13 protein-coding genes are annotated in these 14,382 nt (G+C 73.8%); 5 read left to right on the top strand and 8 right to left on the bottom strand.

The window, feature by feature from the left end:
- Positions 1 to 2: 2 nt before the first annotated feature.
- Genes ACH4UK_RS13820 through ACH4UK_RS13810 form a run of 3 tightly spaced genes read right to left on the bottom strand, consistent with a single transcriptional unit; the run spans position 3 to position 3,000 of the window.
- Positions 3 to 890, bottom strand: a complete 888-nt coding sequence (locus ACH4UK_RS13820) for an ABC transporter ATP-binding protein (RefSeq protein WP_398356230.1) — start codon at positions 888 to 890, stop codon at positions 3 to 5.
- The gene (locus tag ACH4UK_RS13815; RefSeq protein WP_398356229.1) at positions 887 to 1,963 is read right to left on the bottom strand and encodes a FecCD family ABC transporter permease; all 1,077 of its coding nucleotides are present in this window, start codon (positions 1,961 to 1,963) and stop codon (positions 887 to 889) included. The genes ACH4UK_RS13820 and ACH4UK_RS13815 overlap by 4 nt, the downstream gene beginning before the upstream one ends.
- Positions 1,960 to 3,000, bottom strand: coding sequence for a FecCD family ABC transporter permease (locus ACH4UK_RS13810; protein ID WP_398356228.1), 1,041 nt, complete (start codon positions 2,998 to 3,000; stop codon positions 1,960 to 1,962). The genes ACH4UK_RS13815 and ACH4UK_RS13810 overlap by 4 nt, the downstream gene beginning before the upstream one ends.
- 149 nt (positions 3,001 to 3,149) lie before the next feature.
- Here ACH4UK_RS13810 and ACH4UK_RS13805 point away from each other — a divergent pair, with 149 nt between their 5' ends.
- Positions 3,150 to 3,809 (top strand): HAD family hydrolase, encoded by a 660-nt coding sequence (locus ACH4UK_RS13805; protein WP_398356227.1) that lies wholly within the window; start codon positions 3,150 to 3,152, stop codon positions 3,807 to 3,809.
- Positions 3,810 to 3,850: 41 nt separating this feature from the next.
- Here the strand turns inward: ACH4UK_RS13805 and ACH4UK_RS13800 are convergent, their stop codons facing one another.
- Positions 3,851 to 4,087 (bottom strand): hypothetical protein, encoded by a 237-nt coding sequence (locus ACH4UK_RS13800; RefSeq protein WP_398356226.1) that lies wholly within the window; start codon positions 4,085 to 4,087, stop codon positions 3,851 to 3,853.
- A 165-nt stretch (positions 4,088 to 4,252) separates the two neighbouring features.
- On the opposite strand from ACH4UK_RS13800, the gene ACH4UK_RS13795 reads away from it, so the two are divergent.
- Complete coding sequence (locus ACH4UK_RS13795) at positions 4,253 to 4,636, top strand: cold-shock protein (RefSeq protein ID WP_398356225.1); 384 nt, start codon at positions 4,253 to 4,255, stop codon at positions 4,634 to 4,636.
- 63 nt (positions 4,637 to 4,699) lie between these two features.
- Here the strand turns inward: ACH4UK_RS13795 and ACH4UK_RS13790 are convergent, their stop codons facing one another.
- Genes ACH4UK_RS13790 through ACH4UK_RS13775 form a run of 4 tightly spaced genes read right to left on the bottom strand, consistent with a single transcriptional unit; the run spans position 4,700 to position 8,376 of the window.
- Positions 4,700 to 5,578, bottom strand: a complete 879-nt coding sequence (locus ACH4UK_RS13790; RefSeq protein ID WP_398356224.1) for a 1,4-dihydroxy-6-naphthoate synthase — start codon at positions 5,576 to 5,578, stop codon at positions 4,700 to 4,702.
- Positions 5,556 to 6,389 carry a futalosine hydrolase gene (locus tag ACH4UK_RS13785; RefSeq protein WP_398356223.1) on the bottom strand — a complete coding sequence of 278 codons (834 nt, stop codon included), beginning with the start codon at positions 6,387 to 6,389 and terminating at the stop codon, positions 5,556 to 5,558. Before ACH4UK_RS13785 ends, ACH4UK_RS13790 begins: the two co-directional genes overlap by 23 nt.
- 46 nt (positions 6,390 to 6,435) lie before the next feature.
- Positions 6,436 to 6,912, bottom strand: coding sequence for a DUF2771 domain-containing protein (locus tag ACH4UK_RS13780; RefSeq protein WP_398356222.1), 477 nt, complete (start codon positions 6,910 to 6,912; stop codon positions 6,436 to 6,438).
- A gap of 27 nt (positions 6,913 to 6,939) precedes the next feature.
- A complete protein-coding gene (locus ACH4UK_RS13775) occupies positions 6,940 to 8,376 on the bottom strand; it encodes an MFS transporter (protein WP_398356221.1) in 1,437 nt (478 codons plus the stop codon).
- 451 nt (positions 8,377 to 8,827) lie between these two features.
- Here ACH4UK_RS13775 and ACH4UK_RS13770 point away from each other — a divergent pair, with 451 nt between their 5' ends.
- From ACH4UK_RS13770 to ACH4UK_RS13760, 3 genes are all read left to right on the top strand, one after another.
- Positions 8,828 to 9,760, top strand: coding sequence for a DUF3027 domain-containing protein (locus ACH4UK_RS13770; protein WP_398356220.1), 933 nt, complete (start codon positions 8,828 to 8,830; stop codon positions 9,758 to 9,760).
- A gap of 274 nt (positions 9,761 to 10,034) precedes the next feature.
- Positions 10,035 to 13,250: a sacsin N-terminal ATP-binding-like domain-containing protein gene (locus ACH4UK_RS13765; RefSeq protein ID WP_398356334.1), complete on the top strand. Its 3,216-nt coding sequence runs from the start codon at positions 10,035 to 10,037 to the stop codon at positions 13,248 to 13,250.
- A gap of 239 nt (positions 13,251 to 13,489) precedes the next feature.
- On the top strand, positions 13,490 to 14,347 hold the full coding sequence (locus ACH4UK_RS13760) for a calcium-binding protein (protein ID WP_398356219.1): 858 nt from the start codon (positions 13,490 to 13,492) through the stop codon (positions 14,345 to 14,347).
- Positions 14,348 to 14,382 lie beyond the last annotated feature (35 nt).

Genomic DNA, 14,382 nt, shown 5'->3' with positions numbered 1-14,382 from the left:
GGTCAGAGGACCTTTCCGGGGGTCGGGGCGGAGGGCGAGACGGAGGCGGAGACGGAGGCGGGGGTCCAGGGGGCGCCGGGGACGACGAGCGGCGAACCCGTCACCGGGTCCGGGACGATCACCGCCGCCAGACCGAAGACCTCACGGACGAGCTCGGCCGTGACGACGTCCCCGGGCGCGCCCTCCGCGACGATCCGGCCCTCCTTCATGGCGACCAGACGGTCCGCGTACCGGGCGGCCTGGTTGAGGTCGTGCAACACCGTCACGACGGTACGGCCCCGGGTGCCGTCCGCGGCAGGGGACGCCAACTGGCGTACCAGGTCCAGGACTTCCACCTGGTGGGCGATGTCCAGATACGTCGTCGGCTCGTCGAGCAGCAGCAGGTCCGTGTCCTGGGCCAGCGCCATCGCGATCCACACCCGCTGGCGCTGACCGCCCGACAGCTCGTCCACCGACCGGTCGGCCAGCGCCGTCACATCGGTGCGGGCCATCGCGTCGGTCACCGCCCGCTCGTCCTCGTCCGACCACTGCTGCCACCAGCTCTGGTGCGGCTGGCGGCCCCGGGCCACCAGGTCCGAGACGGTGATCGCCTCGGGCGCCACCGGGGTCTGCGGGAGCAGCCCGATGGACCGGGCGATCGTCTTCGTCGGTATCCGCGCCAGCTCCGTGCCGTCCAGCAGGACCGCCCCGCCGCGCGGCTTCAGCAGCCGGCCGAGCGCCCGCAGGGTGGTGGACTTGCCGCAGGCGTTGGGTCCGACGATGACGGTGACCTGCCCGTCGGGCACGGTGAGGTCCAGCTCGTGGACCACCGTGCGGTCCTCGTAGGCGAGGGTCAGGGAGCGCGCGGCGAGCCTGCCGGTGTGCTGCGCGATGCCGGTCGTCGGGCTCATGCGGTGCCTCCACTGCGGCCGCGCTGACCGCGGATGATCAGCCAGATCAGATACGGGGCGCCGACCGCCGCCGTGAGGACGCCCACCGGCAGTTCGGTGGGCGAGAACAGCCTGCGGGCGAGCAGATCGCCGAAGACGACGATCACCGCGCCCAGCAGCGCCGAGGACAGCAGAGGGATCTGCGCGGTCCGGGTCATCCGGCGGGCGATCTGCGGGGCGAGCAGCGCCACGAAGTCCACCGGCCCCGCCGTGCCCGTCGCCACGGACGCCAGGACCACGCCGAGGGCGATGAGTCCGAGCCGTACGCGCCCCAGACGCACGCCCAGCGCGGTGGCGGTGTCGTCGTCCATCGTGACGGTGCGCTGCGCGCGGGCCGCCCACGCGACGGCGGGCAGCAGGATCAGCAGCGTCCAGCCGATCGGGCCCGCCTCCGACCAGCCGCGCCCGTTCAGCGAACCGGTCATCCAGATCTGCGCCTGCTGCGCGACCAGGTAGTCGCCCTTGGTCAGGAACAGCGTGGTCACCGACCGCAGCGCGATGGCGAAGCCGATGCCGATGAGGACGAAGCGGGTCGCGTGCAGGCCGCCGCGCCAGGCGAACACGTAGACCAGCGCGGCTGCCGCCACTCCGCCGATGACGGAGAGATAGGGCAGAACCGTGTACGAGGTGATGCCGAAGGTCATCGCGCCGACCGTGAGCGCGCTCGCGCCCTGGCTGATGCCGATGATGTCGGGGCTGGCCAGCGGGTTGCGGGCCACCGTCTGGATCAGCGCCCCGGCGACCCCGAAGGCCACGCCCACCAGCAGTCCGACCACCAGGCGCGGCAGCCGGAGCGTGCCCACGACCAGCTCGGCCGGGGACGGCTGCCCGAGGACCACCTTCACGACCTCGCCGGGGGCGACGAAGCTCTCGCCGACACAGAGGTAGGCGACGCAGACGGCGGCCAGCAGCACGACCAGGATCGCCGCGACGGCGGAGGCCCGCCGGTGCAGCAGGAACCGGCCGCGGGGCCCGGCCTTCACGACGGAGTACCCGGCGGGCCGGACCCGTACGGCTGTGGACGTCTCGCTCACGCGGGCACCGCCTTCCGGCGTACGAGGGTGACCAGGAACGGCACCCCGATCAGGGCCGTCATCACGCCCGCCGGGACCTCGCTCGGCGGGAACACGATGCGGCCGACGACGTCCGAGACGAGCAGCATCACGGGCCCGATCAGCGCCGCCATGGGCAGCACCCAGCGGTGGTCGTTGCCGACGACCGCGCGGGCGATGTGGGGGACCGCGAGTCCGATGAACGCGATCGGCCCGGCGGCGGCGACCCCGACCCCGGTCAGGACGGTCGCCCCGATGCCGCCGACGATCCGGACCGCCGCGACGTTCTGCCCGAGCCCCTTCGCCACGTCCTCGCCGAGCGCGAGCGCGTCCAGGCCGCGGGCGACGGAGAGCACCAGGACGGCGCCGAGGAGGAGGAAGGGCCAGATCTGCTGGACGACCTCCGCCTCCCGCCCCGCGATCGAGCCGACCTGCCAGAACCGGAACTCGTCCAGCGCGGACGCCTTCGTCGTGAGCACGCCCATCGTCACCGACACCAGCAGCGCGTTGATCGCCGCACCGCCGAGGGCGAGCTTCACCGGGGTCGCGCCGCCGCGCCCGCTGGAGGCGATGGCGTACACGGCGACCGAGGCGACGGCCGCGCCCGCGAAGGCGAACCACACATACCCGGTGAGCGTGTGGATCCCGGCGAACGCGATGGCCATCACCACCGCCACGGACGCGCCCTGGCTGATGCCGAGGATGCCGGGGTCGGCGATGGGGTTGCGGGTGATCCCCTGGAGCACCGTGCCCGCGAGCGCCAGCGCCGCGCCGACCATCAGCCCGATGAGCGTGCGCGGCACCCGCATGGTGCGGATCACCTCGGCGGCGTCGGAGTGCCCGCCGTGGAGCAGGGCGTCGAGCACCTCGCCCGGGGGGATGGAACGCGCGCCGACGGCGAGGCTCAGCAGGACGGCCAGCAGCAGTGCGACGACGGCCGCCGCCGTCGCGGCCGCGCGTCGGGAGAGACGGGGCGCACGGGGTGGCGCGGCGGCGCGCACGGGCGCTGACACTGACATCTGACCCAATCGAGACGGCCCGGTACGTGAGGGGTGCGGGGCCGGGGCTGGTAAGGCTTGGCTAAGTACGCGGCTCAGTCTAGGCGGCGGGATTTCCGCTCCGCCGGGGGCTTCGGGTCCGGCCCCGGCCGGTCGGCACAATGGCAGGCATGACGTCCACGGCTCAGCACCCCCCTCGGCCCCCTCACCGGCGCCCCCTGACGGTCGGCTTCGACCTCGACATGACGCTCATCGACTCCCGCCCCGGCATCGCCGCGGCCTACCGGGCGCTGTCCGCCGAGACGGGCGTGCCCATCGACGCGGACCTGGTGGTGAGCCGGATCGGCCCGCCGCTGGAGACGGAACTGGCGCACTGGTTCCCGGCCGCCGAGGTGACCGCGGCCGCCGACCGGTACCGGGAGATCTACCCCGACCACGCGATAGTCCCGACCACCGCCCTCGCCGGGGCGCGGGAGTCGGTGGCCGCGGTGCAGGCGCTCGGCGGCCGGGCGATCGTCGTCACGGCGAAGTACGAGCCGAACGCGAAGCTGCACCTGGCCCACCTCGGGATCGAGCCGGACACGGTGGTCGGCTGGCTGTGGGCGGAGGCCAAGGGCGAGGCCCTGCGCGAGCACGGCGCGCAGGTGTACGTCGGCGACCACACCGGCGACGTGCGCGGGGCGCGGGCCGCCGGGGCGCTGTCGGTCGCGGTGACGACGGGCCCGTGCGACGCGGCGGAGCTGCGGGCGGCGGGCGCGGACGTGGTGCTGGCGGACCTGACGGGCTTCCCGGCCTGGCTGGCGGCCTTCGAGGCGGACCGGGCGGCGTAGCCGGGAGCGGTGCCCCGGCGCTCGGGGCAGGGGCGGGCCGCCTACGGGTTCGCGGCCCGTTTCGGTGAGTTGGCCCAGGCCGACCGCACGACGCCCGCCCCGGCGATCAGGAACCCGAGGCCCATCAGCATGGAGACCGCGTACGCGATCGACGGGAACGGGTCCGTGCCCAGGAAAAGTGGGGCGACTGTGACCAGTGTGGCCAGTGCGCCGACGAAAAAGACGATCGCGCCGACCTGAACAAGCCGGTCGCCTGCGCCTGAAGGAGTAGTACTCACCCGACCAGGGTAGTTCCCAGCCCGGAGGAACTCTCCGGCGACGTCTTGTCACCGGCCGTAGGGCCATTAGCCTGGGACCGGGCGGGTCGAGGTGACCCGCTGTATTGCTATCCGGAGCCGTTTCCCGGCTCTCCCGCACCGACGAGTACGAGGACGAGGACAGACGTGCCCACCGGCAAGGTCAAGTGGTTCAACAGCGAGAAGGGCTTCGGCTTCCTCTCCCGCGACGACGGCGGCGACGTCTTCGTCCACTCGTCGGTACTCCCTGCCGGAGTCGACGCACTCAAGCCCGGCCAGCGCGTGGAATTCGGCGTGGTAGCAGGCCAGCGCGGCGACCAGGCGCTCTCCGTGGTGATCCTCGACCCCACCCCGTCCGTCGCGGCCGCGCAGCGCCGCAAGCCGGACGAGCTGGCCTCGATCGTGCAGGACCTGACGACGGTCCTGGAGAACATCACGCCCCAGCTGGAACGGGGCCGCTACCCGGACAAGGCCGCCGGCGCGAAGGTCGCGGGCCTGCTGAGGGCGGTCGCGGACCAGCTCGACGTGTAGACGGGACGAGCAGACGTCCAGCGGACCGACGACCGGTCGAGGAGCGGGGGGCCTCCCGCCCGCTCAGGGGAACGCCAGCGCGTCCGGGCCGAGGGGTGGGACCAGTCCCTCGGCCGCCGCGCGGGTCAGCAGGCCGCGGATCGCCGCGTAGCCGTCCTCGCCGAGGTCGGCGGTGAACTCGTTCACGTACAGACCGATGTGCTGGTCCGCGACGGCCGGGTCCATCTCCTGGGCGTGCTCCAGGACGTACGGGCGGGAGGTCTCGGGGTGGTCCCAGGCCTGTCGGACCGAGCTGCGTACGGAATCGGCCAGGCGCCGCAGGGTCTGTGCGCCCAGTGAGCGCTTGGCGATGATCGCGCCGAGGGGGATCGGGAGGCCCGTGGTGTCCTCCCAGTGGCGGCCCATGTCGGCGAGGTTGTGCAGACCGAAGTTCCGGTAGGTGAAGCGGGCCTCGTGGATGACCAGGCCGGCGTCCACCTTGCCGTCCCGTACGGCGGGCATGATCTCGTCGAACGGCATCACGACGACCTCGCCGACGCCGCCCGGGACCATCTCCGCCGCCCACAGCCGGAACAACAGGTACGCCGTCGAGCGCTCGCTCGGCACGGCGACGGTCCGGCCGGTCAGGTCGAGGCCGAGCTCCTTGGTGAGGACCAGCGGGCCGCACCCCCGGCCCAGCGCCCCGCCGCACGGCAGCAGCGCGTAGTCGTCGAGGACCCAGGGCAGGACCGCGTACGACACCTTCAGGACGTCCAGCTCGCCGCGCTCGGCCATGCCGTTGGTGATGTCGATGTCGGCGAAGGTCACGTCCAGCGCGGGCGCGCCGGGGACCCTGCCGTGTGCCCAGGCGTCGAAGACGAAGGTGTCGTTGGGGCAGGGGGAGAAGGCGATCTCGATCGCGTCCCGGGACGGGCTGTCGCTAGCTGCGGTGTCGGTCGTCATGCCGGTTCCAACCTTCCAGTACGGGTGCGGTCTTCCCGAACGCTTCCGTGAGCGCCGCCAGCGCGTCGCCGATGCGCCAGGCGTCCCGGTCGCGGGGGCCGACGGCGTTCGAGACGGCCCGCAGCTCCAGTACGGGCACCTCCACCCGGGCGGCGGCCTCCGCGACTCCGAAACCCTCCATCGCCTCGGCCAGCGCCCCCGGGTGCGCGGCGAGCAGGCCGGCGGCGCGTTCGGCGGTGCCGGTCACGGTGGAGACGGTGAGGACGGGGCCGGCGGCGGCGCCCGTGGCGGCCGCCACCTCCCGTACGAGCGCGGGCGGCGGGGCGAAGCGGTCCCGGCCGAAGCCGAGCGCGGTGACGGGCAGAAAGCCGTCGGGCGTGTCGGCGCCCAGGTCGGCGGCCACGATGTCGCTCGCCACGACCAGCGAACCGAGCGGGGTCAGGGGGGTGAACGCCCCGCCGATCCCGGCCGAGACGACGAGACCGTACGGCTCCGGGGCCGATGCCTCGGACGCGGCATCCGGCGTCCCGGGCGTGGACGTTCCGGACCCGGCCCCCGACGTTCCGGCTCCCGATGTTCCGGACGCCGATGCCCCGGACGCGGATGGTCCGGGCGGCTGGGCGGCGGCCGCCAGGGCGAAGGCGGTGGCCGCGGCGGCGGCGGCCGGGCCAGCTCCGCCCGCCAGGACGTCGAACGCGCCGCTGCGGTGCAGCTCGGCCCCCGGCAGCGTCACCGTCCGATGCGTGCCCCCGAACGCACGCGTGACCGCGTCCCGTTCCACCGGGACAGCGGTCACGACGAGCACACGCACGGATATCAGCCTCAGGGTCGAGGACGGAGGGAGGGGGCGGGCGGGGTCAGTTCTTCTTGAACTCGAACTGCCAGATGCCCGTGAGCTTCTTGCCCTTGGTCTCCACGATCGAGACGTTCGTCTTGTTGGACGGCTCGCCCGTCTGGCTGGCGAAGAAGGCGCTGCCGGGGATCGTCCGGTACGTCTTCTCGAACGGCTCCTGCTCGGCCTGCTGGCCGTTGATGAAGAGCGTCCAGCCGTTCTCGGCGATCTCGGGGTCGACGCCGAAGCGGACCTTGTCGTCCATGGAGACCTTGATGGTCTTGTCGGCCTTCTTGTTCAGGCAGCCCTGGATCAGGGACTCCTTGATCGCATCGCCGTCGTTGTAGCAGGCGGCCTCGGAGTTCACCGAGTCGCTGCCGACCGTCACGGTGGCGAGCGGCGTCGGCTTGTCGCAGGCGGACAGGACAAGGAGTCCCGCGGACACGGCACCAAGAGCGACGCCGATTCGACGGCCCTTACCGGAGAAGAACGCAACGGTCATGGGCCGAAGGCTATCGGTCGCCTCCGCTCATGCCACGCGGGGGTGCGGCGTGCCGCGCCGCGCGGCTCCCAGGAGGCCCCGTACGGACGTGGCCGCGCCGAGCGCGAGAATGCCCGCCGCGACCGACATGCCGAGCACCGCGTTGAGCGGCAGGGCGATGCCGATGCCGCCCCCGACCACCCACGCCATCTGGAGCAGTGTCTCGGACCTGGCGAACGCGGAGGTGCGGACTTCCTCGGGCACGTCCCGCTGGATCATCGCGTCGAGCGACAGCTTGGAGAGGGCCTGGGTGAAGCCCGCGACCGCGCCGAGCGCGGCGACCAGCGCGGTGGAGAAGAACACCGCGGCGAGGACCGCGACGCCCAGGGCGAGCCCCAGCACCGTCGCGATGATGACCTCGGGGCCGCGCGCCCTGAGCCAGGACCCCACCGCCGTACCGCAGGCGTTGCCGACGCCCGCCGCCACGCCGACGATGCCGAGCGAGACCGCCGCGCTCTGCCCGGCCAGCGGGTGCTCGCGCAGCAGGAACGCCAGGAAGAAGATGAGGAAGCCGGAGAGGGCCCGGTGCGCGGCGTTGGCCTGGAGCCCGTGCAGGACGGACCCGCCGACGGACCGCAGGCCCGGCGGCCGCTCCTTGGCCGGTTTCTCCCCGTCGCGGCCCCTGCGCAGGCCGGCCCGGGTGCTGCCCTTGCCGGGGGCGGGGCGCGGCTCGGCCTCCTCGCGGTGCGGGACGATCAGCCGCGCCCGGCGCTCGCCCTTCGCGGAGTCGACCTTGGGCGGCAGGGTGAAGGCGAGGAACGTGCCCGCGACGAAGATCGCGCAGGCCCCGTAGAGCGGCCAGGGGGAGCCGATGGTCTGGAGGCCGGCCCCGATCGGGGCCGCCACCCCGGTCGCCAGCAGCCCGGCCAGCGTGACCCGGGAATTGGCCTTCACCAGGGAAAACTTCGGTGGCAGCAGGCGTGGCACGACCGCGCTGCGCACCACGCCGTACGCCTTCGAGGAGACCAGGACGCCCAGCGCGGCCGGATAGAGCTCCAGACCCCCCGTGGCGACCGCCCCCGACATGGTGAGCGCCAGCAGCGCACGGGCCAGCATCGCGCCCGCCATCGCGGCGCGGCGGCCGTGCGGCAGCCGGTCGAGGAGCGGGCCGATCACCGGGGCGAGCAGGGTGAAGGGCGCCATCGTGATGGCGAGGTAGAGCGCGACGCGCCCGCGCGCCTCGTCCGTCGGGACGGAGAAGAAGACCGTGGAGGCGAGCGCGACCGTGATCATGACGTCGCCCGCGCCGTTCACCGCGTGCAGTTCGATCAGTTTGCCGAGGCCGGATTCCCCCGCGCCGTGGGCGTGCGTCGCCTTGCGGATACCGCGCGCCGTGCCGGTGAACGGGGCGCGCAGGGCATGACCCGTCGCCCGTCCCGCCCTGCGGAGCGGGCCGGGACCGTCGTGCGACCTGGCGGCAGTCACCCCGTCATAGTGCCCCAACCCTGGCCGGTCTGAACGGTGATCGGCCGTGGACGCGCGAGTGACGCCCTGTCGGACGAGCGCGACGGCGCCGGCCCGCCGCAGCCGCTGCCACCCCCTCTTGACCGGCAGGGGACCGGCACAGGACCGGCAGGGGACCGGCCGGGGCGGGAACTCGCCGGGAACGGATACGGCACGTTTGGGACGGGCAGGTGGGCGCAGCGCGGCGGAGAGGGTAGCGTGCGTAACGCGCCACCGGCGGTTGTTCTTGGCCGCGCGCCTCTCGGCGATCCCGCAGAATGGGTGGCAGAAGGCGCGCCCGAGGCAGGCACAACGGGTGTGGACGTCGACGCGGCCCCCAGGTCCGCTCCGCCCGCACTTGTCTGGCCGAAACGGCAATCGTGCAGCAGCTGGCGCGCTCGTGAGACTGGCGTATGGAGAGAAGCGAAGACCTGTGAGTGCTGCGACGACGACGCGAAGCCGTACGACCCGTACCCCTGTTCCCGACCGCCTGTGCGCCGAGGCGGTGAACCTCGCGCGCGCGGCCGCGGAGGAGGCCGCCGCGCCCGGTGTGGTCGGTGAGCACATCGGCGTGGTCTCCGAGGGAGACCGGGTCGTCACCCACTATTTCGAGGCCAAGGAGCCCGGCTACCGGGGCTGGCGCTGGGCGGTGACGGTGGCGCGGGCCTCCCGCGCGAAGAACGTCACCCTGGACGAAACGGTGCTGCTGCCGGGCACCGACTCGCTCCTGGCGCCGGAGTGGGTGCCCTGGAGCGAGCGGCTGCGCCCCGGCGACATGGGCCCCGGCGACCTGCTGCCCACCGAGGCGGAGGACCTGCGCCTGGAGCCCGGCTGGACCGGCGAGGACGAGCCGCCGCCGAACTCCGTGGTCTCCGCGGAGCTGGCCGAGCTCGTCGACTCGGAGGACGCCGAGCTGACCGACCGGCCGGTGGCCGCGACCAGCCGCGGGTCCATCGCCGCGGTCGCGGACGAGCTCGGTACGCGCCGGGCGCGGGTGCTGTCGCGGTACGGGCTGTACGCGGCGGCCGACCGCTGGGACGAGGAGTTCGGCCCGAAGACCCCGATGGCCCAGGCGGCCCCGGCGACGTGCGTCAGCTGCGCGTTCCTGATCCCGATGGCGGGCTCGCTGAAGCAGGCCTTCGGGGTGTGCGCGAACGAGTTCGGTCCGGCGGACGGCCATGTGGTGTCGCTGGCGTACGGCTGCGGCGGTCACTCGGAGGCCGCGGTGATGCCGGCGCCGCCGAAGCCGGCGCCGCATGCACTGGACACGATGCGGGTGGACGCCTATTCGCTGCGGCCGGAGCGCGGCGGTGGCTCCGTGCCTGCTGAGGCGGACGGCGCGTCGGAGGACCTCGGCCACTCCTGAGGCTCCCGCACCCGTACTTCAGCCCGTCCGGCGTTTGAGGACGGAACCGTCGAGGTGGTCCGGCGTGCGGCTTCGCGGGCCTGGGCTCCTGGAACCTGCTCAGTGACCGCTCACCCGAGCATGGGTTCCGTCCTCAAACGCCGGACGGGCTGAAACGGATCGCCGGACGGGCTTGAAAGGCCGACGCGCCGGCGCGGTACCTTCGGGCGCACACTGGGCGGCACGGGCATCCGCGCGCCCGACCGACACACCGGACGGAGTCGAGAGCGTGAGCATGAAGGCGACCGAGGGGGCCGATCCGTTCGGGACGACACGGCTGCGGCGCGGCGTGCTCGACGCGTGGGGGGCCGGGCCCGCCCGGTTCCGGGAGGACGCCAACGCCGAGGAGGACCTCGCGCTCGGCGGCTACCGCGACCGCCTCGTCGTCGAGCTGGCCCAGAACGCCGCCGACGCCGCCGCCCGAGCCGGCGTCCCCGGCAAGCTCCGCCTCACCCTGCACTCCGCCGCCCCCGGCGACGCCGGGGCCCGCTGTGTCCTGGCCGCCGCCAACACCGGCGCCCCCCTGGACGCGACCGGCGTCGAGTCCCTCTCCACCCTGCGGGCCTCCGCCAAACGCGAGGGCCACGAGTCCGCGGTGGGCCGGTTCGGCGTCGGGTTCGCCGCCGTCCTCGCGGTCAGCGACGAGCCCGCGGTGCTCGGCCGGCACGGCGGCGTGCGCTGGTCCCTGGCCGAGGCCCGCGACCTGGCCCGCCAGGCGTCCACCGGCAGCCCCGGCCTCGGGGACGAGCTGCGCCGCCGCGACGGACACGTACCGCTGCTGCGCCTCCCGCTGCCCGCCGAGGGCTCCGCGCCCGACGGGTACGACACCGTCGTCGTGCTGCCGCTGCGCGACGGGACCGCCGAGGACCTGGTGGCCCGGCTGCTGGCCGCCGTGGACGACGCGCTGCTGCTCACCCTGACCGGCCTGGACGAGGTCGTCATCGAGACCCCGGACGGCACCCGGACCCTGAGCCGCTCGGCCCACGGCCCGTACACGCACATCGACGACTCCGCGCAGGGCCTCACCCGCTGGCGCACCGTCTTCCACCACGGCCCCGTCGAGCCGGCGCTGCTCGCCGACCGGCCGGTCGAGGAGCGGCTGCGCCCGCACTGGTCGGTGACCTGGGCGGTCCCGGTCGACGAGTCCGGGGCCCCGCTCCACCCCCGTACGGCTCCGGTCGTGCACGCGCCGACGCCCACCGACGAACCGCTCGGGATCCCGGCCCTGCTCATCGCCTCCCTCCCGCTGGACACCGCCCGCAGGCACCCCGCGCCGGGGCCGCTGACCGACTTCCTGGTGGAGCGGGCGGCCGACGCGTACGCGGAGCTGCTGGGCTCCTGGCGGCCGGTGTCGACCGGGACCATCGATCTGGTGCCGGGCCGGCTCGGCCAGGGTGTGCTGGACGGGCAGCTGCGCGGCGCGATCATCGCCCGGCTGCCCCGGGTCGCGTTCCTGGAGCCCGCCGCGCCCCGCGACGCGTCCGCCGAGGGCGACGTCCGCTGGAACGACTGGGAGCGTGACGAGGACACCGCCCCCACCGCCCCGGACACCGCCGCCCTGCGCCCCGTCGAGGCCGAGGTCGTCGAAGGCGTCGGGGACCAGACCGTACGCGTCCTCGCCGAGGTGCTGCCCTGCCTGCTGCCCGCGGGCCTGGAGCGCCGCACCGAACTGCGCACCCTCGGCGTCGCCCGGGTCCCCCTGACCGAGGCCATCGACCGCCTCGCCGGTCTGGAGCGGGACCCGGCCTGGTGGCACCGGCTCTACGACAGCCTCGCCGGCACCGACCCCGACCGGCTCACCGGCCTGCCGGTCCCGCTCGCGGGCGACCCGGACGACGAGCGGGCGGGCCGCCCGCCGCGCACCACGATCGGCCCCCGGCAGATCCTGCTGCCCCTCCCGGACGCGCTGACCGGCCCGGTCCTCGGTCGGCTCTCCCGGCTCGGGCTGAAGGTCGCCCACCCGGATGCCGCGCACCCGCTGCTGGAGAAGCTCGGGGCCCTGCCCGCCACGCCCCGCGCCGTGCTGACGACTCCTCACGTGCGGGCGGCGGTGGCCGGTTCGCTGGACGCGGGGGAGATCTGGGACGAGGACGCGCTCGACGGCGACGAACTGGCCGAGACCGTGCTCACCCTTGTCCGGGACGCCGAGCTGGCCCCCGGCGACGAGCCGTGGCTCGGTGCGCTCGCCCTCCCCGACGAGGACGGCGAACCGGCCCCCGCCGGTGAACTGGTCCTCCCCGGAAGCGCGTTCGCCCAGGTGATGCGCGAGGGCGAACTGGCCCTCTGCGATCAGGAACTGGCCGAGCGGTGGGGCGAGGGGCCGCTCACCGCCTGCGGGGTGCTCGCCACGTTCGCCCTGGTGCGGGCCACCGATGTCGTCCTGGACCCGGACGAACTGGAGCCTCGCGACAGCGACTTCGCCGAACCGGACGACGCCGGGCTGCTGGACGCCGTCGACGTGTGGTGCGAGGACCTCCTCGACCAGCTGCCCGAGACCCCCGTGCCGCCCGTCGCCACCGAGATCGTCGCCGTGCGGGACCTCGACCTGGTCGACGACGACGCCTGGCCGCAGGCGCTCGCCATGCTGGCCCGGCCGCCGCTGCGCGACGCGCTGACGCAGCCGGTGCGGGTGCTGCTCCCGGACGGGACGACGCAGTCCGTGCGCCCCTACACGGCGTGGTGGCTGCGCGACCACCCCGTGCTGGACGGCCGCCGCCCCGCCGGGCTGCGGGCGGCCGGCGGTGACCCGCGGCTGGCCGGGCTGTACGACGCGGTGGACGCCACCGGCTTCGACGACACCCAGGTGCTGCGCGCCCTCGGGGTGCGCACCTCGGTCGCCGCCCTCCTCGACGAGCCCGGCGGCGCGGCCGAACTGCTGGGCCGCCTCGCCGACGAGGACCGCCCCGTCACCCCCGTACAACTGCACGCGCTCTACACGGCCCTCGCCGAACTGGACCCGGACCAGGTGACGTTGCCGGACGAGTTGCGCGCGGTGGTGGACGGGGAGGTGGCGGTGGTCGACGCGGCGGACGCCGTGATCGCGGACGCCCCCGACGTGCTGCCGCTGACGGAGGGGCTGCCGCTGCTCCCGGTCGCCCCGGTCCGCGCCGCCGAGCTGGCCGACCTGCTCCAGGTGCGGCGGCTCGGCGAGACGATCGAGGCCGGGGTGACGAGTGAGGGCGAGGAGCACCGCGTACCGGAGCCGGTCCGGGTCCTGCTCGGGGCCGGCACTCCGGACACGTACATCGAGCACCCCGAACTCCGTGCGGGCGGCGTCGAGCTGGACTGGCGCCGCACCCCGGACGGGGTCGTCCACGCCGCGACCCTGGAGGGCGTGGCGGCGGGCCTGGCCTGGGCGGCCGGCCAGTGGCCCCGCCGCTTCGAGGTCGCGGCCCTGCTGGAGGACCCGTCCCGTACGGAGGAGCTGGCGCGGGACCGCTGGTTCGACTGAGGACTGAAGGCTGGGGGCTGGGGACTGGGCGCTGGGGATTGAGCGCCGAGGGCTGAGTGCTGAGGGCCGGGTGTCACCGGGGCGTGAGCTGTGACTTCACAGAAAAGTCACAGCTTCGTACAACCGTTCACCTGATTCGCCTGTCTGTTCCAGTGAGCCAAGAGGCTCATGGACCAGATGGGTCCCGCCGGGCTGGCGATGCAAACGCGCCCCGGGACCCCTTCTCCACTTGGGGACACATGCGTATTCGTGCCACCGTGGCCGCCGTTTCCGGCGCCCTGGCCCTTTCCGCTCTCGCAGTACCGGCCGCGCAGGCCGATGACGGTCGTTCGTGGACCCTGGACCGCGGCTTCACGGCCACCCAGCCCTCGGCCGGGGAGAAGTCGCAGCGCGGGTTCGCGGCAGCAGCTGCCACCGACGCCAAGATCACCTCGGCGGTCGTCAACGGCGGCAAGCCGATCGTGGTCGGCACCAAGTCGAAGCAGACCGTGCCCTACACCGTGACGGCCACCGATGACTCCGGCATCGCCGGGGCCGCCGCGTTCATCTGGATCGGCTCGTCCGTCGACGCCGATGACAGCTTCGGCTTCGGCCCGAACGAGAAGTCGATCTCCTGCAAGGCGGTCAACGCGACCACCACCACCTGCAAGGGCACCATCACCCTCAACCCGGGGCTGCTGCTCAACTCGGACGCGACCTGGTGGCGCGTCGGGGCGGCGGCCGGCGCCAACGACGGCCAGGACGTGGAGCGTGACGCGGTCTCCAAGGTCCGCGTCCAGCGCTTCTCCAAGCTGACCGTGAACGCCTCCCCGGAGCCCGTGAAGAAGGGCAAGACCATCACGGTCACCGGCAAGCTGACCCGTGCCAACTGGGACACCGGCACGTACAAGGGCTACAGCCAGCAGGCCGTGAAACTCCAGTTCAAGAAGAAGGGCGCCAAGAGCTACACGACGGTCAAGACCGTCAAGACGAGCTCCACCGGCACCCTGAAGACCACCGTCAAGGCCTCGGCCGACGGCTACTGGCGTTACAGCTTCGCCGGTACGCCGAGCACCCCGCTCGTCTCGGCCGCCGGTGACTACCTCGACGTGAAGTAGCAGCAGCCGGACAGCCGGAAGCCCCCGGGAGGCCG

The sequence above is a fragment of the Streptomyces sp. NPDC020884 genome, from assembly GCF_044333935.1.
Lineage (GTDB): Bacteria > Actinomycetota > Actinomycetes > Streptomycetales > Streptomycetaceae > Streptomyces.
This window is presented reverse-complemented; position numbering and strand designations above follow the sequence as displayed.

Coding starts and splice junctions, on each gene's coding strand:
- ACH4UK_RS13820 (WP_398356230.1), bottom strand. CDS start 890: ATGAGCCCGACGACCGGCATCGCGCAGCACACCGGCAGGCTCGCCGCG.
- ACH4UK_RS13810 (WP_398356228.1), bottom strand. CDS start 3,000: ATGTCAGTGTCAGCGCCCGTGCGCGCCGCCGCGCCACCCCGTGCGCCC.
- ACH4UK_RS13805 (WP_398356227.1), top strand. CDS start 3,150: ATGACGTCCACGGCTCAGCACCCCCCTCGGCCCCCTCACCGGCGCCCC.
- ACH4UK_RS13790 (WP_398356224.1), bottom strand. CDS start 5,578: ATGACGACCGACACCGCAGCTAGCGACAGCCCGTCCCGGGACGCGATC.
- ACH4UK_RS13780 (WP_398356222.1), bottom strand. CDS start 6,912: ATGACCGTTGCGTTCTTCTCCGGTAAGGGCCGTCGAATCGGCGTCGCT.
- ACH4UK_RS13765 (WP_398356334.1), top strand. CDS start 10,035: ATGAAGGCGACCGAGGGGGCCGATCCGTTCGGGACGACACGGCTGCGG.
- ACH4UK_RS13760 (WP_398356219.1), top strand. CDS start 13,490: ATGCGTATTCGTGCCACCGTGGCCGCCGTTTCCGGCGCCCTGGCCCTT.